The sequence below is a fragment of the Terriglobia bacterium genome, assembly GCA_020072845.1.
GTDB lineage: Bacteria > Acidobacteriota > Terriglobia > Terriglobales > Acidobacteriaceae > JAIQGF01.
The window spans coordinates 1-20718 of sequence record JAIQGF010000022.1 but is presented as its reverse complement, the minus strand read 5'-3'; the positions used below and the strand labels follow the sequence as shown (position 1 = coordinate 20718).

Here is a 20718-nt window from a genome sequence, read left to right as displayed (position 1 = left end):
GCCATGGCGCTATTTCGCGGCGGCGGACTCGTATGTGCGAATAAAATTCTCCACGCTGCGGACGTACACGGCGGCGAAATCCACCACCGGGCGGCGGCTCTCAATCAGCTCCATGGCCTCGGGCAGCGGAAAGCCGAGGACGCGGAGGATGGCCAGGGTCATCATGGGCGCGCGGTGCACCCCGGCGGCGCAATGGATGAACAGGCGGTTCCCGTTGCCGTGCACCCCGGCCCGCGCAGCCGCGGCGCGCTCGGGGGATCCCGCCTCGCCGTTCAGCGCCTGCAGCGCGAAATCCACGGCGCGCTGGAAAACCTCCGGTCCCTTGACCTGGAAATCATCGTCGGTCGGGTTCCACAGGACCTGGACGCCATGCGGCTCGGCCAGGGCCGTGTCGTCGAACTCGATCTGCATATCAATGATGTGGGTGATGCCGGCGCCGGCCACCTGCGCCATTTTCTCGCCAGTCCAGATGCCACCCCCGACCGCGATGCGGTCGGTGACCCAGGTCATGTCCATTCGCCCAAGCGCTCCCCTAGAGGTTTGCACCCATACAGATTCATTCTACGGCATGATCGGTGGCGGATAATTCGGCTGCGATTTCTTCCGGCGTTTCCGGAATCTGCAACGTCTCCAAAAGTGAACGTAGGAGCGAGCGCTCGTCTTCCGGCGCCGTGTGGCCGGCGGGTACGATGCCGCCGAACTCGAAGAGGAATTTGGTGGCCTGGTAGCTCCCGTCTTTCTCGGCGCGATCGATGACGGCGGCGATGAGTCGGTCGCGGGCCTCGCGGATCTGGGTGAAGGCGTCGGGCAAAGGTTGGTCGGACGACCGCTCTGCCGGTCTGCCGGGCCGCTGGTCAACCGCGGGGCCGCTGGTCGCCGGGTTTGTCCTGAGTTTCGACATAAATGAGAAAGGCGCGTCGTGGTGGCGGCGCGCCTGGAAGATTGCCTCAATTTCAGCTTACATATCTAGCATAGCAGATTGCGAGGGAAAACCCGCCACATCCGGGAAAATTATATTTTCTTTGACCCCAGCAGCTTGCGGGAGATTTGCCGAAAAAGGGGGCTTGACAAGCAATGTGTCAAGATGAGAACCAACGCTGTGGGAACGTTGATTCGCGGTGGCGCGCTGCGGCACGCGATGCCGGCGATGGGGTTCGCCTTCGCCGTCCGCGAGGTTGCGACCGACTTTCCCGGTGAGAATCAAAATGCCGTTCTGCAGGAAGGTCTCTGTCAAAAAGTCCAGCGCATCGGGCAGCCGGCGCTCGATCGTGCGTAAGCTGCAGTGAAGGATTTTCATGGCTTCTTCCTCCGCGTACTCCTGCAGGATGATGCAGGCGATCAGTTGCTGGTCGAAGAGATCCAGGCGGTCGAGGCAGCGCTCGACATCGATGACGAACAGAACCGTGTCTTCGAAGGAGTGGGTGTGGTAGTCCTCCGTGCGGGTAATGAAACATTCGCGGCCGAGGATGGAAGGAAGGCGTCCGACTTCGACTGACATACAGAAATAACGCCGCAGGAGTGCGATGCAGTTGCCGCGGTAGATGGAGAACTCAAGTGCGGGCTGGGGGAGGGGAGCCTTAGCTTGTTTCATACGACACACTCCGCGATGAGTTGGGCGATGTCGGCGACGGTCGAGAGCATCGCCAGGGCAGCGGGCACGCAAGGGGCCGGGACAATCTTGCGCTCCGGCCGGCGAGCCCGCACAGGCAGCGCGGCCATGATGCGCGCACAGTTGGGACAGTACGGGGTGGCGGTCCGGTCGGGACGCAGCCAGAGGCCGCCGCAGCGTTCGCAATACTTCAGGTGTAAATAGACGAGAGTGGCAAGGGCGTGCATGATTCCTCCCGACAATGGAAAAAGCCCTTCGCCGAACGGCGGCGGGGCCGGACGGCGCAGGGCTGGTTGGTGTTACCGTGGACCTGCTCAGCTATTTAGTTGTCGGCGGCAGGGCCGGAGCACGGCCGCGAGCCGCATGGCCTAGCCGCACCCGAGGTCGTTTTTCCGCCGGAAGTATCCTTCCTCGTAGGCGGACTTGAAGATGCGGCCGTTATGCACGACGACCGTGAGCCGCCCGTTGAATTTCATCATGTGCAGCAGGCGGGCGGTCGCGGCGGAAAGCAACTCCGATTCCTGGACCTTGCGGCGCAGCTCAAGAAAGATCTTTTCGTCGGCGGCCCGGGTATCGGCAACGGGCGCCGCGAGCGGCCGTTCCGCTATGCAATCAAACCCGGGAACGGGAACCGGAGGATCGGGCATGGGGGAAATCCTTTTCAGATAGTTATACAAGAAAGCACACCATATAGCTATACGGATGACCTTGTCAAGAGCGAAATATGCAACTTTAATACGACTTTATTATGATCCTACTATAGCTCAGTGATATACTTGACATCAAGATGAAATTCACAAAGTTACAGGAGAGGCTCCGGCAGCTCTTGCTGGCGAGTATCGATGCGGGAGACCTGACCGGCATGGAAGTAGCGCAGATGTCGGGTTTTCAGCAGGCGCACATCTGCAATTTTCTGAACCGCAAGCGCTCCCTGAGCCTGGACGGGATGGACCGCGTGCTCACCGCGCTGCGGCTCTCGGTGCTGGACCTGCTGGACCCGGAGGAGGTAGGGAAGCGGGCCACGATCCTGCCGCCCAGCGAGGACGAGTTCGAGAATGTGGTGCTGGTGGAGGGCGCCATTGCCGCCGGCGAGCCGGCCATCACCAGCGAGTCGGTGCGCGAGATCCTGAAGTTCAAGAAATCATTCCTGCGGCGGCTGCGGGCGGAGCCCGCCAGTCCGCGCGAGGACTGGCGGCGTTTCGTGCTGGTCAAGGTGGACGCGCGCGACGGCATGAGCATGTACCCGCGCCTGCTGCCGGGCTCGACCCTGCTGATCGACCGCCATTACAACTCCCTGAAGCCGTACCGGAGACATGAGCAGAACATGTACGCGGTGCGGGTGAACGGCGGCTGCACCGTGAAGTACGTGCAGGTCGCCGGCAGCAACCTGGTGCTGCGGCCGCACAATCAGGCGTACCCGGTGGAGCTGCTGCCGATCGAGGAAGGGAAAAGGTTTTCCGATCGCATCATCGGCCGGGTGTGCCACGTGGGAATCGAAACGTGAGTGAGTTCCGAGCTGTGAGTTGTGAGCAAGCGCGGCGGCGACCAAGCCGCGGCCGTTGCTTTTGATATCATCCTAACGTTCTGACCTCGCGCCCAGCCGCGCAGACCAGCCACTCATCTACCACAGCAGGGAGGAATTCTCATGGACGAAATGCCTGGCATCAGCGTCGGTTCGCGGCGCAACGAGGATATCGCGCTCGACATGATGAAGTTCATCGCTATGACGACGGGCTACGGCAAGACAGGCTCGGGCGTGCCCGGGTTCCAGGGCGGGCAGACGGCCAAGCCTTCTGAGTACGCCGACCATCTGCTCGATCTTTATGGCAGGTGCTTGAATGCGGTGCAGGGGAAAAAGTAATTCCCGTTTCCCCTTGGACTGACCGTTCTGGCGCTGCACAGCCTGGCCAATAACAATACAAAAGCCGCGGACTGGCCGCGGCTTTGCTGTTGAGCCTGCAATTGATCTCAGATCGCGAGGCCGCACACGCGGGCGCGCCCTTCGACTTCCCCTTCGGCTCCGCTCCGGGCTCGCTGCGCTCGGCAAAAGCAGGACAGCCTGTGTGCCACGCCGGGCGACTAGCGGCGCCGCCCGCCTTTCTTCTTGGTGCCGCCCTTCTTCTTGGCGCCGCCCTTCTTGCGCGCCGCGCCTTTCTTCTTGGCGGCCGGCTTTTTGCGCGCCGCCGGTTTCTTCCTGGCCGCGGCTTTCTTGGCAGCCGGCTTCTTGCGCGCCGCCGGCTTCTTCTTGGCTGCGGCTTTCTTGGCGGCCGCTTTCTTGGGCGCGCCGCCAGCCTCACCGCCGCCTCCACCCGCGGTGGGAGCGCCGGCCGTCGGGACGCCAACGCCGCCGGGGGCCGGGGTTATGGCGCCCGCCGGTTCTTCTTCCTCTTCCTCTTCTTCCTCGAAGTCCTCTTCCAGGTTCTCGCCGTAGGAGCCGGCCTCGCCAAATTCGTCCATCTCGTCGTCGCGTCCGTAGAGAGTGATGTCGTCGAACATTTTTCCTCCTAGTTGGCGAGCGCGGCGTCATCGCACCGAGGCAGCTCGCGTGGTACCTGGGATCACAGCAAACAGAGCCGATGAAGGAGTACCAAAAACCGCGGCGGATTATAGCACAGCAATTTTTGTCTCCACTACAACGCTAGCATGGATGCCGGTGCGGGCAGGCAGAGATGCACTGGGGGGAAACCGGCGGCAGCAAGACGGGTTTCCGCAATCCGGAATCACGGGGTGCGGATGACCAGCACGTCGCCGGCTTTGAGGCTGGAGATTTTGTTGTCGCGCCGGAGGGCGGCAACGCTGGTGTTATATCGGTTGGCGATGCTGACCAAAGTCTCTCCGGACTTGACCTTGTGGTGCAGCAAGCGCTCGCCGTTGGACGCCTGTAAGCTGCTTGCCTTCTTGTACTTAGGTGTCTTGTTCGAAGCCATTTGCCGGGCTGTGGCCGGCTCGGCGACGGGTCGATAGATACGCAGAGTTTGTCCGGCGCGCACCTGATTGCCATGGAGACGGTTCCACTTGCGAATCTTCTCCGCGGGAACGCTGAAGTCGTCGGCGATGGAAAGGACGGTGTCGCCTTTGCGGACTTTATAAGAAGTCGGCCGCTTGGAGTATGCCACCTGCGCCTCGCCGCTGGCGGTGCGCCTTCCGGGCGTGACCGGGATGATCAATTTCGAGTCGGCCTCCAGGTCGTTATCGCGCAGGCTGTTTACCTGGGCGATGGCGGTGGAGGTGGTGCGGTACTGGCGGGCGACCTCGGCCAGGGTTTCGCCGCGGTTGACCTTGTGATAGCGCCACCAGACCCGCATGTCCTTGGGAATGGCGGCGATGTTGTGCCGGAACTTTTCCGCCGTGCCGGCCGGCAGCGCCAGGGAGAACGAGCCATCCTTCGGCGTGGTCATGCGGAGCAGGCTGGGATTCAATTCCTGGAGCGTGGCGACGCTGCTGTCCACGCACTCGGCAACCAGGCGCAGGTCCACGGGATAGTTGATCTCAACCCTGTCCGCCTTGAGCGGCGGTTCCGGCGTCAGGTGGTCAAGCCCGTACTGCGCGGGGTTCTTGGCCATGATGGTGACGGCCACAATGATGGGAACGTAATTGCGCGTTTCCTTGGGCAGGACGCCGCGGCGGTAAAGCTGCCAGAAATCGGCGTAGCCGGTGCGCTGCACGGCAGACTGGACGGTGCCGGGGCCGGAATTATAGGCGGCCATGGCCAGATACCAGTCGCCAAACTGGTTGTAGAGGTCTTTCAAATGGTGGGCCGCGGCGCGGGTGGACTTTTCCGGATCCTGGCGGTCGTCCAGCCACCAGTTGCGCTGCAAGCCGTACCCGGAAGCGCGCCCGGCCATGAACTGCCACATTCCGCGAGCCCCGGCGCGCGACAGTGCCAGCGGATGGAAGCCGGATTCGGCCTGCGCCAGGTAAATCAGGTCCTGCGGCACGCCTTCTTCCCTCAGGATGCGCAGGATCATCTCGCGATAGCGGCCGGCGCGGGTGAGGGCGTGCTCCAGTGTGCCGCGCCCGCCGCTGGAGAAGTAGCTGATGTAGCGCGCCACCTCGTCGTTGATCACCAGCGGCAGGTCGGAGTGGGTATCCTTCATTTCCGCTTCCGCCCTGGCGCGGATGTTGGGATCGACAGGAAACGTGACCTCGTTAGCCTCGTCGATGGGCGCGGGCTCGGCTTTCTGCTCGGTGAAGCCATCGCCGGCCTGCAAGGCGACGATCTCGAGGTTATTCACGCCCTCAACCAGCTTGTCGAATTCCTGCTGCAGGCGGTCATTGCCGCGCACGTCGTGCCCGGACTGGAGCAGCAGATCGAAGGCGCGGTCGAAATTGTCCTTGGCGGCGTCGAGGTGGCCGGCGTTGTAGTTGGTCAGGCCCGCCTGGTATTCCTTCTCCACCTTGGCGATCAGCGCTTCCACCGGGTCGATCTTGGGCTGGACTGGTTCCTGAATTTTCGGCGGTGGAGGCGGCGGTGCGGCGGTCAGCTTGGGCGCCATGGCCTGCCGAGGCGGGGCTGCTGCCGTCGGCTTGGTCTCCTCGGTCTTGCAGGAGAGCAGCGACAGAGTCAGCGCGCCGACGATCGGAAAGGACCAGTACCTATGCATGCAACCTCGTTACGAGCTCGTTTCCGGTAGATCCTCCAGACGCTCCAGCCCACAAAATGTTACCGTGGCGTTAATTGAGGGTCAATTGACGGAAAGTCTTACCGGCACCCGAAAGGACAACTCCCTGCGGTGACCCTGTGAGGGTGCTCAGGCCCGGTCCAGGGCCTGCTCCAGGTCGGCCACCAGGTCGGCGGGATGTTCGACGCCGACCGAGAGTCTCACCGTTGCCGCCGAGACATCCAGCAACTCCAGTTGCTTGTCAGTCAGCCCTACATGCGACGAGAGTAACGGGTACGAGACGGTGGACTCCACTCCTCCCAGGCTGGTCGCCAGGTACCACAGCCGCAGCGCGTTGATGAATTTCTCGGCCGCCGCGCCGCCACCCTTGATGTCGAATGAGACCATCATGCCGAAGTCGCGCATTTGGCGGCGGGCGACTTCGTAGCTGGGATCGCCGGCGAAACCCGGATAGAACACGCGCTCTACTTTCTGGTTGCGCCGCAAGGCTTCGGCAATCGCGCGAGCGTTGGCGCAGGCGCGCTCGACGCGAATCTCCAGCGTCTTCAGGCCGCGAATCAACAGGAACGAGCCCAGCGGATCCAGGCAGCCGCCGGTGAACTTCACCATTTCGCGGATCGGATCCAGCCACTTGCGCCCTCCGGCGACAGCGCCGGCGGTCAGGTCGTTGTGTCCGCCGAGATACTTGGTGGCGGAGTGCAGGCTGAGGTCGGCCCCGAGGTCGAGCGGCTTTTGCAGGATGGGTGTGCCAAACGTGCTGTCCACCGCGACCACGGCATGGCGCCGGTGCGCGATCTCGGAGAGCGCGCGGATGTCGGCGCAACGCAGCGTGGGATTGGTCGGCGTCTCCAGGAACAGCAGGCGCGTGCGCTCGGAGAAATAGCGCTCGACATCATTCAACTCGTGAAACGGGACGAAGTGGGTGCGGATTCCGAAGCGCGGCAGAACGTTTTGAAAAAGTTTGGTCGTGCCGCCGTAGAGATCGAGCATGGAAACGATCTCGTCGCCGGATTCGCACACCGCCATGAGTGTCGCCAGCTCCGCCGCCATGCCGCTGGCGGTGACGACGCACGCTTCAGCGCCTTCCAGCGCGGCGATCTTCTGCTCCGCCACCGTAGTGGTCGGGTTGCCGTAGCGCGAATACATGTACGCTTGCGATTTGCCCTCGGCGTAGCGGCGCAGCTCGTCGAGGCTGGGCATGACGAAGACCGCGGTTTGTGCAATGTCGGTGGTCAGGCTGGCATTGGTTCCGTGGCGCTCCTCGCCGGCATGGACGCAGTGCGTGGCGTCGGCGAGAGATGGCTTCGTGTGATCCGGCATAAGAGTGAAATGGTAAATGCAGAAGAGGGAAGCGCAAAGTCGGAACCGCCTGAAAGTTCAGCGGCCAGGAAAAAGGCTCCAGGCCGCCTGCAGCCTGGAGCCTGAAGCCTGGAGCCTGGAGCCTGCTTTCTCTCACCAGCTTAAGCGCAGCGCGAATTGGAACTGACGCGGATCGTAAGCCGCGGTGGGCTGACCCGCCTGGTTCCAACTGTAGTTGACGTCCTGCACGTTGTACTTATTGGCGATGTTGAACAGGTCCATGATCCCGTCGAGGTTGATGCGTTCCGTCAGGTGGATGCGGCGGGCGACCCGCAGATCGTTGAACAGCGTGTACGGACGCCGGCCCGCGTTGCGCGCCAACGTGCCGTTGCCGAAGTTCGCGTCATTGAAGCACGCCGGCTGGAGGTACCCGGTAGGAGAAAACTTCGACGCCACCGGCGCCGGCACGGCGCAAGGCGCCACATAATTGGCGGTAACGGCGTTGGGCCGGTCGTTGGTGCTGCGGCTGTCCAGGTTGGTGTCGCTGCCGCTCAGGATCGGGAAAGGCCGCCCGGAAGCAACATCAATGATGGGCGCAAACGTCCAGTCGCTGAGCAGCCTGCTGGAGAAACTGCTTCCAGACACGCGCCCGGTCTGATACACGCCGCTGAACACGAAGCGATGCCGCTGGTCAAACAGCGAGTTGGACCGATCGAGGCCGGGGTGGAGCGGGTCCTGCACGGCGAGAGGAGTTTCCAGGTCGGTGGAGTCGTCAATCGCGTGTGACCAGGTATAGGACGCCAGGAACTCGACGTGGTTGCTCATGCGCTTGCGCAGGTTCGCGCTAAAGGCGTGATACACCGAGCTGCCGTTGGAGAAATTCGCGCCCATGGCATTAAAGGGAATCGGGATGTAAGCGCCGTTGGCGTCCTTGAACCCGAGGCCGTAGGCGGCCTGTAACTGGTTGGCCAGTCCCAGGCACGCCAACCCGCCCGCGCCTGAGGCCTGCAACGCCGGTACGAACGACGGATTGATGCCGCCTTTGCGGAAAAAGTTCATGATCGGCGGGGCCACCCAGGGACCACCGGGTCCCACATTGCATGGCTGAGCGCCACCGAAGCCGGCGAACTGCGGCCCAAGAGCGGTGCCCGGCTGGGCAACGCAGATCGGGTCGGCCAGGCAATTCTTGTAATTTGCCAGCAAGGCGGAAGGAACCACGTAATTGGAATCCACCGGACGGTTCAGATGACGGCCGCCGTTGAAGTTGTATTCCAGCGACAGTGCGAAGTTATGGCCCAGGTCATGTTCGACCGACAGACTAGCCTGGTTGGAGTAGGCGTACTGGAAGTTGCGCGCCACCGGGAATCCGTCCGGCAGAAACGTCATCGGCAGACCGAGCGCAAGGAATTGCTGGTTGGTAAACGCCGAGGGCGCATTCGGCGTGGCGTTAAACCGCTGTTCCTGCGGCAGGTAGTTGAGCTGCGAAACGCCGGCGAAAGGGCAGGACGCCAGAATGCCCTGGAACACATTGACCGCATTGACCGCGGTGGCCAGGCTGGTACCGCATCCCGGATTGCCGAGGATCAGCCCGAACTGGGGCGCTTGCGAGCCGTTGGCCACGTTGGAGTCGAAAGCGAGGGCCAGCAGCGGGTGATCGTAGAACAACCCGTAGGCGGCGCGAACCACGGTCTTGCCGTCCTTCCACGGATCCCAGGCAATCCCCAAGCGAGGCGCAAAATTGTTGTAGTCGCGCGGAATGCCCTCGATAATCCCCAGCGCTTTTTCCGCTGCCGCCGAGATGCTCGTAGCCGGCGCGAATGTCGGCGTGAGTTCCACGTCATAGCGAACCCCGACATTCAGCGTAAGGTTTGATTTCAGGCGCCAGCTGTCCTGGAGGTATCCACCGAAAATCTTGTTGGAGAACTGGTCGTGTGGATTGCCGACGCCTTGCGTCGTTGTCTGTGGTATGCCCAGCCCATAGGCCTGTACCGAAGAAAACTGTGGCGTGATGAGGTCAGCCGGATTGCTGCCGCAAACATGAGGCGCCGCCGGCGCCGGTACGCAACTTGGCAGCCCGACGAGGCTGGCAGGCAGACTGCTGAAGTTGTAAACACCTCCGAAGTTGACGGCGAAATCCGCTTTCAGCGGCAAGTAGTTGAAATCGCCGCCCCACTTGAAGGTGTGCTTCCCGTGGCTGACGGAGAAATTGTCGGTGAACTGATAGCGCTGCTCGGTGCGGCGGACGAAGGAGAACGGCTCCCGCCCGATGAAAGCGTATCCAAAAATCTGGTCGCCCACGGCGCTGCCGCCCGGAGCACTGGAGTAGTTGAAAAGCTGTCCGCGGCGCGCGTATTGGAAGCGGAATTCGTTGATCTTGCTGTTGCCGATCGTCCACTCGTGCTGCGCCACGCCGGCAACGTCGCGGTTGGTGACGTCCGAGGTACGCGAAAACGAGTTCAGCCCGAGCGTTTGGTTCCCCTGGGCGCTCACCTCCAGGCCCGTGGACGTGCTCGGGCTTACATTGGCGCGCAACATGAGTTGCTGGGTGCTCGTGAGGCGGTGGTCCAAACGCAGCGATACCAGCGTCGTACCTTCGGTAATGGGGAAGTTGCCGATCTCGGACTGCAGCGGGAAATACGAGGTACCGAAACCCGGAATCGGAGCGCCGGAACTGGGGAAGCAGCGCAGCGAGGCGGCAACGCAACCCGCTGTCGGAATGCCGTTGCCGGCCATCACCGCCAGAATCCCGGCATTCGGCAACACGCCGTTCAGCGCCACGCCGGAAGCGCCGCCGGCCGCGCCTAACATGCCCGCCAGCGCCGGGGCATACGAGGCAGGCGCCAGCGGTACGAACCCCGCCAGTTTTGTAACAAAGCTGACTTGAGCGGGAGTAAGCAGCACGGTTCCCAGATTTAAGCCCCCGAGGAGAGGCGCAAGGGGAGTGGTATTAAATGACACCAAGTCAAAGTTGTTGGCGCCGATGTTGGAGAATCCGGTTTCGCGCCGCCGCGTCGTCTCATACGAGAAATAAAAGAACGTGCGGTCCTTCTTGATCGGCCCGCCGGCGGCAAGTCCAGCTTGCACCCGTGTATAGGCCGGGTCAGGCACGTTGCTGAAGTGATTGACTGCCTGGATGTCGCGATTGCGCAAATATCCGAATGCGCTGCCGTGAAACGCGTTGGTCCCGGACTTGGTGATGATGTTGACCACGCCGCCCGACGCGCGCCCATATTCGGCGGCGTAGTTGTTGGTGATGATCTGGAATTCCTGCACCGCTTCTTGCGAAACCGTGGAGCGGATGCCATTCGTCGAGTTGTCCCCCGCATCGGCGCCGTCCACGTTGACCAGGTTGGCGCGAGCGCGCTGTCCGCCGAAGTTCAGGCCCGAGGTGGGCGCCACCGGGATATTGGGCGTGTTGTCGCGCGCCAGCTTGGAGTCGGTCAGCGTGAAATTGATGTAGTTCCGCCCGTTGATCGGCAGATTGTCGATCTGCTGCTGGTCAATCGTGGTGGTGCTCGCGGTGCGCTGTGTCTCCACCAGCTCCGCTTCGGTGGTCACATTGATGATGGACGCCACGGAAGCCACCTGCAGGGTGACCGGCACTTCCGCGGTCTGCCCGATGGTGACGGTCACGTCCCTGGCGACCATTTTCGCGAACCCGGCCGCCTGCACGGTAATCGTGTATTGCCCCGGCGGAATGGCGAGAAACTGATAGTCGCCTTCGATGTTGCTGGTCCCCGCGCGCTCGATGTTGCGAGCTTCGTTGAGCAAGGTGACGGTCGCGTTCTTTACCACCGCGCCCTTCGGATCCCGCACTGTTACGTGCAATTGAGCGGTTGCGGCCGACTGCGCGGCGGCGCTGGCGGCAATCAGCAACGTCGCAATAACTACCAGGCACACCTTCGTCACTTGCCTCATCGTTCCATCCCCTTTCACACGCTGACCAGCACACCGTAGACACGAATCGAGGCCCTCCCGGTTCGGTTCACACCGGGAATCAATGGCACCAAAAATAGTGCAGGCAATGTGGCAGGGTTTTATATCAGAAACCATTGGGAAAGCAAGCGCCGGCGCGGCTCGGCATACATGTAGTACTAAGGGGCCATGGCCGTATCGCGGGGCACCGTGATCCCTTGCTCCTGCCGGTCCCCCCTGCGCACTGCCCAGGCCATGCGCGGAGTATTGTGCGCCAGGCCGAAACGTCCCTTGCCGTCCAGCAGGATGATGCCGCCGTGGCCATGCAAGCGCCGGTGCAGGTAGTGGATGGCATCGGGTGCGACCTTGGCCGGGTCGTGGCCCGCCAGGACCCGGTCGGCGGCCCACTTTGCGAGCACGAGCTTCATCATCGGCTCGCCCCAGCCGGTCGTCGAGCAGGCGGCACTTTCGTTGTCGGCAAAGCAGCCGCAGCCGATCAGCGAGGAATCGCCCACCCGGCCCGGCGTTTTGTTGAGCGTGCCGCCGGTGGAGGTACCGGCCGCGATGTTGCCGTTCGAATCCAGGGCGACCGCCCCCACCGTATCGTGCGAGGTCGTCGGCGAGGCGAAGAGCTCGTGCTTTTCGCCCGCCACTTCCTTTTGCTGCGCTTCCCTTAAGCGCTCGACTTCGCGCGGGATGATGAGCTCCTCATTGCTGATGAGTTCGATCCCATGCTCCTGCGCAAACGCTTCCGCGCCCTGCGCAACCAGGTAAACGTGGTGACTTTCCTCCAGCACCTTGCGCGCCGCATGGATGGCATGACGAATGTGCTCGACGCAACCGACGCCGCCGGCGCGCAGCGTCCGTCCATCCATCATCAGCGCGTCCAGTTGCACGCGCCCGTCGCGGGTGAGAAAACTGCCGCGCCCGGCGTCGAAGGTTTCGTCGTCCTCCATGACCACGATAGCCGCTTCGACCGCATCCAGCGCCGACCCGCCGCGCTCCAGCACCTTCCAGCCGGCATCCACGGCGTGGCGGACACCCTGGAGATGCGCTTCCACCATGTCGTCAGGAATCGCCCACGCGCCGCCGTGGACCACAAGGATCGGCTGGTTGGACAAACAGGTTTCTCCGCTGCCTCGCCCCGCTGATTGGTTCCGAGCCACCCATCATAGCGCGGCTGGAGGGGAGAATTGAGTAGCAGCCGGGTGCACCCGCTACTTGGGCGCCCACTCCTGCTCGATCGGTTCGGGCTCACGCAGGCGGGAGAGGTCGCGCTCCCGCGTCTGCCCGTAGGTGTGAACGATGCGGTGGATGACGGTGATGTTTCCGATGACGGCAATCACCCACAGCACCGGCGCCATGCGGTTGAAGCATGCGCCGATGATCACCAGCACGATGCGTTCCGGCCGTTCCATGAATCCGACCTTGCACTTGCCAATCAGCGTCTCGGCGCGGGCGCGCGTGTAGCTGATCATGACCGACGTGACCATGACCACGGCGGTGAGCACAACATAGAAGAACCGGTTGCCGCGCGCGTAATACACCAGCAAGCCGAAATAGAGCGCCACATCGCTGTAACGATCGATCACCGAATCGAAGAATCCGCCGAAGTCGGTGACCTGTCCGGTCGCCCGGGCCACGCGCCCGTCCACCATGTCGAAGATGCCGGCGGCAATGATCACCAGCGCGGCGTAACGAAACATGCGCGCCTGATTTTCGGCGTTGGCGTAGCCGAACAGCACGCCCGCGCCCAGGTTGATCAACAGGCCCAGGAACGTCAGGTAGTTGGGATTGATCTTGGTGAGCGCCAGCCCGTGCACGATCTTGTGCAGAATTACTTTGCTCCCGTGCCCGACTACGCTCGTCCAACTCATGACTAGTCTTGCTCCGCTTCATCGTGGATGGTCAGCAGCGAGAGCACTTCCATCTCACGATTGCCCGAGGGCGTGACCACCGTCGCCGTATCTCCGGCCTTTTTTCCCATCAGGGCGCGCCCGATCGGCGAGGTGGTGGAGATCAGTCCCTTGCTGATGTCGGATTCCTCGCTGGTCACCAGCTTGTACTCGATCTGCTCGTCCTTGGTGGAGTCATACACTCTTACCGTCGATCCCAGGGCCGCCTTGTCCCGGGGTATGTTGTTCATGTTGACCAGCGACAACTCGGCCATCCTCTTCTTGAGCTGTCCCAGCCGCGCGCGGACGTATTCCTGCCGCTGCTTGGCCATGTGATACTCGGCGTTTTCGCTCAAGTCTCCCATGGCGACGGCTTTCTTCAACTCCTTCGGGAGTTCGTGATTCAATTCGCGTTCCAGCGTTCGAATCTCTTCGGTAAGCTTTTTCTTGATGTGTTCTGGCATGTAAAGTCGACGGTCTCCGCCGCTCAGGTCAGCGGCCTGCTGGTCAGCGCGGCAGCGGAGAGCACCCCACCGCGGATGACATCCTGTGATTATAGAACGATCCCTCAGGAGAAGGGGGCCGGACGCCGTTGCCATGGCAATTTGCGCCGCTTTCGGCGGGCTTCTGCCGATTTTAAACCATTGCTCCACGCAACTCCGGTAAGTCATAGGCCCGTTTGACGTTTTGCTCGATTTACGATATATTAATAGTCGTTCTCCCTCAGCCAGAGCCACCTACCAAATCTCGCAGGTGCCCTTGATGATCAGCAACGCGAATCTGAACTTCGATATCGGGGACAAAGTCGTCTATCCCAACCACGGCGTAGGAACCATCGAACAGATCAGCAGCCGCACCATTGGCGCCAGCGTCGAGCGCTTTTACCTCCTGAAAATCAAGTCCAGCAGCTTGAAGGTGATGGTGCCCTTCCACAACGTGGCCAGTGTCGGGCTGCGGCGGGTGATTCGCAATGGCGACGTGCAGAAGGTCATCGATTTTCTCACCGACGGCAAGTGCTGCAACCATAGCGATTGGAAGTACCGCTTCAAGGAGAACTCGGAAAAGATGCGTACCGGCTCGCTGCTGGAAGTAGCGGCCGTGCTCAAAGGCTTGCTGCTGCTGGCGCAGAGCAAACCTCTATCGTTCCGCGAAAAGAAGATGCTGGAACGTGCCCGCTACCTGCTGGTCAGCGAGCTGGCCATGGCCAAGAACTGCGACGAGCTCCAGGTCGAACAACTGCTTTCCAAGACGCTGTCCAAATCCAAGCTCCGCTTTCCGGAGACCGTCGCGGAAGCCTGAAACCATCTTCTTATTATTGTTTTCCAGAAGCGCGGCCACGAGCCGCGCTTTTCGTTTCTGCCGGTGGCGTGTCCTGGTACAGATCTCGGAAAGGTACCGCCCCGACGTACGCCGCGCGGATTTGTCGAAGCTGGTCCGACGTGAGACTTACGAACTCGAATCCGTGGTGGAATCCGCGCTGGTGGCGGATCACCGCTTCGATAACCAGTTCGGGACTGTCCCGCTCGGTGCGGAATCGAATCGTTGACCGCGTTCCCGGCGGAAGTACCTCCGGGATCACTGCACCCACACCGCCGTCACTGATATCCGCCGTCCACCCGCTCAAGGTGGTTTCCCGCCCGCGTACTAACAGGGCGATCTTCAGCATTTGGTCAAAGTGATAGCGCTGAATCTGGCGTCGTTCGGCGACCGGAGATTCCGACGTCGCTGCGGGTCTCAGCATTTCCAGAGTCGCGTTCATCCCAATTTGAGCGGCGAGTCGGCGACGCAGCCCGGCGATCAGGAACTGTTGGTAAGCCGCAAATACTGCAAACAGGAGCACCAGCCCGAAGAGGCCGAAAATTCCTCTTTCGAGTGCGTCCTGCTCAAAGAGGGAGGTCTTAATTCCGGGTCTGGCGAGAGACCATAGCCCGAACAATTCTACGAGCGTGATAGTCAGGATACAGGCCCAGCGGTACCAATCCTGTCGATCCAACCGCTTAAGAGCGGCGCTGCTCTGTGCAAAGCCCTTATACTCGCTGACTCTTTGCGGCATCGGTCGCTTCCTGATTCACTCGGAGGGGGCCGACCCGCTGCGGAGTCGAACCGAGAAAATCATTCCTACGCTTATCATGTCAAACTAATAGGGCGCGGCAAGTGCCGATCTGGGCACCAACCACTCTCTCCATGCAGCATTCCGGCGGTGGCTGACCTGAAACGTGAAGCTTGTGAGACGCAAAGCGTAAGCCTGAAGCCTGCTTCACTCACTTAGCCACGAGCCGTAACCGCGCAGCGTCTCGATGTGATCGAAAACAATCTTGATGGCGGCGGTCATGGGCACCGCCAGCACCAGTCCCATCGCGCCCCACAACCATCCCCAGAACAGCAGCGACAACGTGACCGCCAGCGGGTTCAGTTGCAGCCGGCTGCCCAGGAACTTCGGGTACAGCACATTCAGCGCGAAAAGGTGCAACCCGAGCACGGTCATGAGAATGGCGACGATGCCTCCGCCACCGATCTGCCCGATCCCGGAAAGCAGCGGCGGAACCGCCGCCAGCAGCACGCCCAGGTACGGCACCAGGCTGAGGAACCCGCTCATGAAGCCGATAAAGTAAAAGTACGGCAGGTGCAGGGCGCCGAAGATGACCGTGCTCATGGCGCCGATAAACAAGCCGACCAGCACGTTGCCGACGATGAACCTCCGAATCATGCTCGCCATCAGCCCCAGCGTCACATAGGCCGTGTTGCGGTTCTTCATGCGGAACAACATCACCGTGGCCGAGCGCACGTGGTCCTGCCAACTCAACATGAAGTAGGTGAGGAAAGGAATGAAGGATGCCGCAAAGACGATCTCGATGGTGGGCCCCAGTCCCCCGCTCAGGTATTCGGTCCAGTCTTTCTCCTGCTGGACCGTGAACTTGGGGGCGTTCGCCGCCTGCTTTTCCTCTTCCGGCATTACCGACGACGTGGTCTTCCGGAATTCCTGGGCCTGCTGACGAACCCGCCCAAGCACCGACCTGATCCTTCCGGAATATTTCGGCAGGTCATGGCTGAACGAGACCGCCTTGTTGTAGGACACCTGACCGATCCCGTACAACACGGCCATAAACAGCAGCACGGCAATCAGGGCCGCCAGCGAGCGCGGCAGCCGGATGCGTTGAAACAGGTCCGCCAGCGGCGCCAGGATAAATGCCAGCAGGATCGAAATCAGCAGGACGATGATCGGCAGTTTGGCGAAATAGAACACCGACAGCCCCGCCAGCACCCCCAGCACCATGGTGGCTGACGCACTGGCGCGCATCTGCCGGTGCAGTTCGTCCGCTTCTTCCTGCGTCCGCGGAAGTCCTACGACGCGCTGCGGCCGCGATTCATCGTCCACCGCCTCGTGCAGCACTTCCGGATCTCCCTCGCCGCGCTTGCTTGCCATCGCCGCCCACTCACTCCGATGTGTGAGCCTATAATATAGCTGTGTCCGGTCAACAGCATCCCACCTCTTCCGTTCCGGACCAATCTGCGCACTCCCCGCACCGCCGCATTCTCGGCCTCGATGTCGGGTCCAAAACCATCGGCTTGGCCGTTTCCGACCCGCTCGGCATCACCGCCCAAGGCCTGGCAACCGTTCGCCGCAAGAACAAGCGCACCGACTTCGGCCTTCTCGAACGCGCCATTCTCGACCACGATGTCTGCGAACTCGTCGTCGGGTACCCGTTGCGCATGAGCGGCGCCGAGGGCCGGCAATCGGAAAAGGTCGCGGCCTTTGCCGAGGAACTCCGCCAGCGCTTCTCCTTGCCGGTGCACCTGTGGGATGAGCGCCTGACCTCGGTTCAGGCCAATCGCTTGCTCCGCGAAATGGAACTCAGCATTGCCAAGCGTGCCGCCGCCGTGGATCGCATGGCCGCCGTGCTCATCCTCCAGTCCTACCTCGACGCACACTCCAAAACCTAGTCGTCAGGCGTCGGTCTTCAGTCTTCAGCCAGTCTTCAGTCTTCAGTCGTCAGTCTTCAGTCGTCAGTCGTCAGTCTTCAGTCCTCAGGCATCAGTCGTCAGGCGGTGACGGTCAGTGCCGTCATGAGGCCATTCAACATACGTGCAACTTCACCCGCGCGCTCCAGCAGTTCGTGCGATTGCACCTCATCCAGGTACTTGAGGTGCTTTGAAATTAGGACCTGCGTCTCGACTTCGTGAATTGAGCCGCGGGCGTGGCAAAAGAACACGATCATCTCCGGATCACCGGATCGCCCCTTGCCCTCGGCAATGTTGCTTGGTATGGAAACTGCCGCCCGCCGCAACTGGCTTACCAGCCCATAGAGTTCATGTTTTGGAAAGGACTGGGTAGCCTCGTAAACCCGATAAACGAGTTCCATGGCTTTTTGCCAAACTTTAAGATCACCATAAGATCCGCTCATGTTTCACCTCCACGACAAGTTGAGACCGGAAATTGTAGCCTTAGCGACCCAAGCCTGACGCCCGACGCCTGACGACTGAAGCCTGACGCCTGACGCCCGAAGACTGACGCCCGGAGACTGAAGACTGAAGACTGACGACTGACGCGACTGACGACTGAAGACTGACGACTGAAGACCGACGACTGAAGACTGACGACTGACGACTGACGACTGACGACTGACGATCAACTCTCCAAAGTCTTACGCCTGAAGACTGAAGACTGACGACTGAAGACTCCCTGCAATCATCTAAACTAAGGTCGGAATGCGCGTTTTTTCCACACTTTTTCTGATCCTCGTTCTCGTCGCCGCCCTCTGGCTGGCCTGGGCGCTCTACCTGCCCGTCCAGCCCAGCGGCACGCAGTTCGTTCTTCTGCGCCCGGGCTCCTCCAGCCGCCGCATCGCCGCCGAACTGCAATCTGCCGGCGTCATCCGCAGCGCGCGCGCCTTCCTGCTAATGCATTACGCTCTCGGCAGCACCCTCAAGGCCGGCGAGTACAAGTTCGACCAGCCCGCCACCGCGCGGCAGATTCACGATCGTCTCGCCCGCGGCGACATCTTCGTCCACACCATTACGATTCCCGAGGGTTATAACTTGTACGACATTGCGGGCGTGGTGCAGCTTGCCGGGCTCGGATCGGCCAAGGATTTTCTCATCGCCGCCAAAGAGGATGTCGCTTTTATCCGCGATCTCGATCCCCAGGCTGCCAGCCTGGAAGGCTACCTGTTCCCCGACACCTACGGGTTCACCCGCACCCAGTCCATGCACGACATGATCGCCGTCATGGTGCATCGCTTTCGCCGCGATGCCGCACAATTGGGCCTGATCTGCGCCGGCCAGCAACCGCCGCCGTCGTCATCGGAATCCGGCGCCGCCGGCTGCGCCGACATTCACGCCGTTGTCACCATGGCGTCGATCGTCGAAAAAGAGACAGCAGCTCCCGAGGAGCGCCCCATGGTAGCGGGCGTTTATTACAATCGCCTGCAACGCCACATTGCGCTCGCCGCCGACCCCACTGTCATCTATGCGGCGCTCGTTTCCGGGCGCTACACCGGAGCCATCCACCAGTCCGACCTGCAGTTCGATTCGCCCTACAACACGTACCGCCACGCCGGAATGCCGCCGGGGCCGATTGCCAATCCCGGGCGTGCTTCCCTGGAAGCCGCGCTACACCCGGCCAAGACCGATTTCTTGTACTTCGTCAGCGACGGCAACAGCCATCACCGCTTTGCCCGCACTCTGGACGAACACAGTCGCAATGTCGCCGCCTACCGCCGAACCCTTGCCAACTCGCGCTGACCCTTCAACTTTGTTCCGCCCGGCCGCGCAACTTCGCTTCTCGTATACTGTTTTGTTCATCTAACTGCGTGTCCCGCATGAACGTTCGCTTTCCGCTCCGCGCCGTCTTGGCAGTCGTGCTGGCTCTCCCGCTGGCCGGCTGTCTTTTCCGTTCCCACCGCGCCCAGGTCCTGCTCAGTAATGCTCCCTTGCAGACCGCCACGCTCGAGCAGCTGGTGAGCACTATCAACACCCAGGCGAACAAGATTCAGACGCTCAACTCCACGGCTGACATTGCGGCCTCTTCGGGCGGGTCCAAGAAGGGCAAGATCACGGAGTACAAGGAGATCAAGGGTTACATCCTGGTGCGGCAGCCGAACATGCTGCGCATGATCGGACTGATGCCGATCGTCCGCAATCGCGCCTTCGACATGGTGAGCGACGGCAGCTTCTTCAAACTCTGGGTGCCGCCGGTGAATAAATTCGTGGTCGGAAGCAATGCCGTTGTCCATCCGTCGCAGAAGCCACTGGAGAACCTGCGCCCGCAGCATATCTACGACGCCTTGCTCCTGCACCCCATCGATTCCGAGCACGATATCGCCGTCCTCGAACAGGGCAACCGGACGATCGAGGACCCGAAAACCAAAAAGCGGGTTTTGGAACCCGACTACAACGTGGATGTGATTACTCGCACCGACCATTCCTGGTATCTATCGCGCAGGATCACCTTCAGCCGGGTTGACCTGATGCCGATCCGCCAGCGGGTTTACGACCGCAACGGCTATCTCGCCACCGATGCCACCTATTTTGATTTCAAGGATTTCGACGGGCTTCTGTTCCCCTCGACGATCCGCGTCTGGCGGCCGCAGGAAGAGTATTCGGTCACCCTGAAGATCGAAAAGATGACCATCAACCAGCCGCTGACCGACGAGCAGTTCGTCCTCAATCAGCCGCCGGGCTCGCAACTGGTCCAGCTCGACAAGGACGCGTCCACCGCCGCCTCCAACAGCGGAAATGCTCCGCGGCAATAGCCCAGGGGCAGGTTGGGATCAACCTGCCGCACCGCTTCCCGAATGCCGGACATTACCGCCAACGGCTCGGTCTTTGTGCTGAGCACCAGTTTGATCTCCTGCCGCGGGACCTGGGCCAAAGGCAGATAGGCTACCGGTTCTTCCGGCGCGTGCAATCCGCCGGTACGCTCGCTGCGAATCACGCCCACGATCTGCACCTTCGCCCCGGACCCTGGGTTTGTGCCGTAGCCGGGCCAGTCGATGCCAACGGCTCGTCCAACCGGATTCGCCATCCCGAATCTGCTCGACAGATGCCGGGCCGCCTCCTGATTGATGACCATAACGGGCGGGGCGCCCGCGCGATCCCGATCTTCAATTCCGCGCCCGGACTCCACGGGAATTTGCAGCGTGCCGAAATACCAGGGATCGACCAGCTTTAGTCGGACGGAGAGGCGCTCCTTCACCTCAGGAGCACTGCCTCCTTCAAGCAGCCCGATGATCCGCCCGTCGCTCACCAGCGCCGCCGCGCTCGGGGGGAGGATGAAGATGGCGACGGACTCGGGCGTTGGGTATGCCTTCCGGACCGAGCGGGCGCCCTGGATTTCGATGTCCAGGACCACGTGCCGTCCCGCCGCGAGCACCCGGTC

Annotated in this window: 22 protein-coding genes; 6 read left to right on the top strand and 16 right to left on the bottom strand. The window is 61.6% G+C overall.

The annotated features are described in order from the left end of the window. Positions 1-9: 9 nt before the first annotated feature. The 5 genes from LAN70_18205 to LAN70_18185 all read right to left on the bottom strand — a co-directional run bounded on the left by LAN70_18205 (position 10) and on the right by LAN70_18185 (position 2256). Positions 10-516, bottom strand: coding sequence for a dual specificity protein phosphatase family protein (locus tag LAN70_18205; protein MBZ5513085.1), 507 nt, complete (start codon positions 514-516; stop codon positions 10-12). 40 nt (positions 517-556) lie between these two features. Continuing rightward, complete coding sequence (locus tag LAN70_18200; GenBank protein MBZ5513084.1) at positions 557-811, bottom strand: hypothetical protein; 255 nt, start codon at positions 809-811, stop codon at positions 557-559. Positions 812-958: 147 nt separating this feature from the next. Then, positions 959-1591, bottom strand: a complete 633-nt coding sequence (locus LAN70_18195) for a hypothetical protein (protein MBZ5513083.1) — start codon at positions 1589-1591, stop codon at positions 959-961. Then, positions 1588-1836, bottom strand: coding sequence for a hypothetical protein (locus LAN70_18190; GenBank protein ID MBZ5513082.1), 249 nt, complete (start codon positions 1834-1836; stop codon positions 1588-1590). Before LAN70_18190 ends, LAN70_18195 begins: the two co-directional genes overlap by 4 nt. Positions 1837-1977: 141 nt before the next feature. Further along, positions 1978-2256 carry a hypothetical protein gene (locus LAN70_18185; GenBank protein ID MBZ5513081.1) on the bottom strand — a complete coding sequence of 93 codons (279 nt, stop codon included), beginning with the start codon at positions 2254-2256 and terminating at the stop codon, positions 1978-1980. A gap of 140 nt (positions 2257-2396) precedes the next feature. Here LAN70_18185 and LAN70_18180 point away from each other — a divergent pair, with 140 nt between their 5' ends. Together LAN70_18180 and LAN70_18175 are read left to right on the top strand one after the other, a co-directional pair. Then, on the top strand, positions 2397-3113 hold the full coding sequence (locus LAN70_18180; protein MBZ5513080.1) for a S24 family peptidase: 717 nt from the start codon (positions 2397-2399) through the stop codon (positions 3111-3113). Between the two features lie 141 nt (positions 3114-3254). Next, complete coding sequence (locus LAN70_18175; GenBank protein ID MBZ5513079.1) at positions 3255-3470, top strand: hypothetical protein; 216 nt, start codon at positions 3255-3257, stop codon at positions 3468-3470. Between the two features lie 218 nt (positions 3471-3688). On the opposite strand, the gene LAN70_18170 is transcribed toward LAN70_18175, so the two are convergent. The 7 genes from LAN70_18170 to LAN70_18140 form a co-directional block, all read right to left on the bottom strand. Next, a complete protein-coding gene (locus LAN70_18170) occupies positions 3689-4105 on the bottom strand; it encodes a hypothetical protein (GenBank protein MBZ5513078.1) in 417 nt (138 codons plus the stop codon). 224 nt (positions 4106-4329) lie between these two features. Then, a complete protein-coding gene (locus tag LAN70_18165) occupies positions 4330-6213 on the bottom strand; it encodes a LysM peptidoglycan-binding domain-containing protein (protein ID MBZ5513077.1) in 1884 nt (627 codons plus the stop codon). 147 nt (positions 6214-6360) lie between these two features. Continuing rightward, positions 6361-7551, bottom strand: coding sequence for an aminotransferase class I/II-fold pyridoxal phosphate-dependent enzyme (locus LAN70_18160; GenBank protein MBZ5513076.1), 1191 nt, complete (start codon positions 7549-7551; stop codon positions 6361-6363). 132 nt (positions 7552-7683) lie between these two features. Continuing rightward, on the bottom strand, positions 7684-11448 hold the full coding sequence (locus LAN70_18155) for a TonB-dependent receptor (protein ID MBZ5513075.1): 3765 nt from the start codon (positions 11446-11448) through the stop codon (positions 7684-7686). A 176-nt stretch (positions 11449-11624) separates the two neighbouring features. Then, positions 11625-12566: an isoaspartyl peptidase/L-asparaginase gene (locus tag LAN70_18150; protein ID MBZ5513074.1), complete on the bottom strand. Its 942-nt coding sequence runs from the start codon at positions 12564-12566 to the stop codon at positions 11625-11627. Positions 12567-12662: 96 nt separating this feature from the next. Next, positions 12663-13322, bottom strand: a complete 660-nt coding sequence (locus tag LAN70_18145; protein MBZ5513073.1) for a CDP-alcohol phosphatidyltransferase family protein — start codon at positions 13320-13322, stop codon at positions 12663-12665. A 2-nt stretch (positions 13323-13324) separates the two neighbouring features. Then, a complete protein-coding gene (locus tag LAN70_18140) occupies positions 13325-13804 on the bottom strand; it encodes a transcription elongation factor GreA (GenBank protein ID MBZ5513072.1) in 480 nt (159 codons plus the stop codon). 298 nt (positions 13805-14102) lie between these two features. On the opposite strand from LAN70_18140, the gene LAN70_18135 reads away from it, so the two are divergent. Beyond that, a complete protein-coding gene (locus tag LAN70_18135) occupies positions 14103-14639 on the top strand; it encodes a CarD family transcriptional regulator (protein ID MBZ5513071.1) in 537 nt (178 codons plus the stop codon). Positions 14640-14652: 13 nt separating this feature from the next. Here LAN70_18135 and LAN70_18130 read toward each other — a convergent pair whose 3' ends face one another. Next, positions 14653-15393, bottom strand: a complete 741-nt coding sequence (locus LAN70_18130) for a PilZ domain-containing protein (protein ID MBZ5513070.1) — start codon at positions 15391-15393, stop codon at positions 14653-14655. 204 nt (positions 15394-15597) lie between these two features. Next, complete coding sequence (locus LAN70_18125) at positions 15598-16764, bottom strand: AI-2E family transporter (GenBank protein MBZ5513069.1); 1167 nt, start codon at positions 16762-16764, stop codon at positions 15598-15600. A gap of 41 nt (positions 16765-16805) precedes the next feature. Between LAN70_18125 and ruvX the strand changes: the two genes are divergently transcribed. Further along, a complete protein-coding gene (gene ruvX, locus LAN70_18120; GenBank protein ID MBZ5513068.1) occupies positions 16806-17282 on the top strand; it encodes a Holliday junction resolvase RuvX in 477 nt (158 codons plus the stop codon). A gap of 98 nt (positions 17283-17380) precedes the next feature. Here ruvX and LAN70_18115 read toward each other — a convergent pair whose 3' ends face one another. Further along, the gene (locus LAN70_18115) at positions 17381-17743 is read right to left on the bottom strand and encodes a four helix bundle protein (GenBank protein ID MBZ5513067.1); all 363 of its coding nucleotides are present in this window, start codon (positions 17741-17743) and stop codon (positions 17381-17383) included. A gap of 304 nt (positions 17744-18047) precedes the next feature. Between LAN70_18115 and mltG the strand changes: the two genes are divergently transcribed. After that, positions 18048-19082: an endolytic transglycosylase MltG gene (gene mltG, locus LAN70_18110; protein MBZ5513066.1), complete on the top strand. Its 1035-nt coding sequence runs from the start codon at positions 18048-18050 to the stop codon at positions 19080-19082. A 77-nt stretch (positions 19083-19159) separates the two neighbouring features. Further along, entirely contained in the window at positions 19160-20092 is a 933-nt protein-coding gene (locus LAN70_18105) for a hypothetical protein (GenBank protein MBZ5513065.1), read from the top strand. Here LAN70_18105 and LAN70_18100 read toward each other — a convergent pair. Further along, a partial coding sequence (locus LAN70_18100; GenBank protein MBZ5513064.1) for an ABC transporter permease occupies positions 20008-20718 on the bottom strand: 711 nt, incomplete at its 5' end. The genes LAN70_18105 and LAN70_18100 overlap by 85 nt on opposite strands.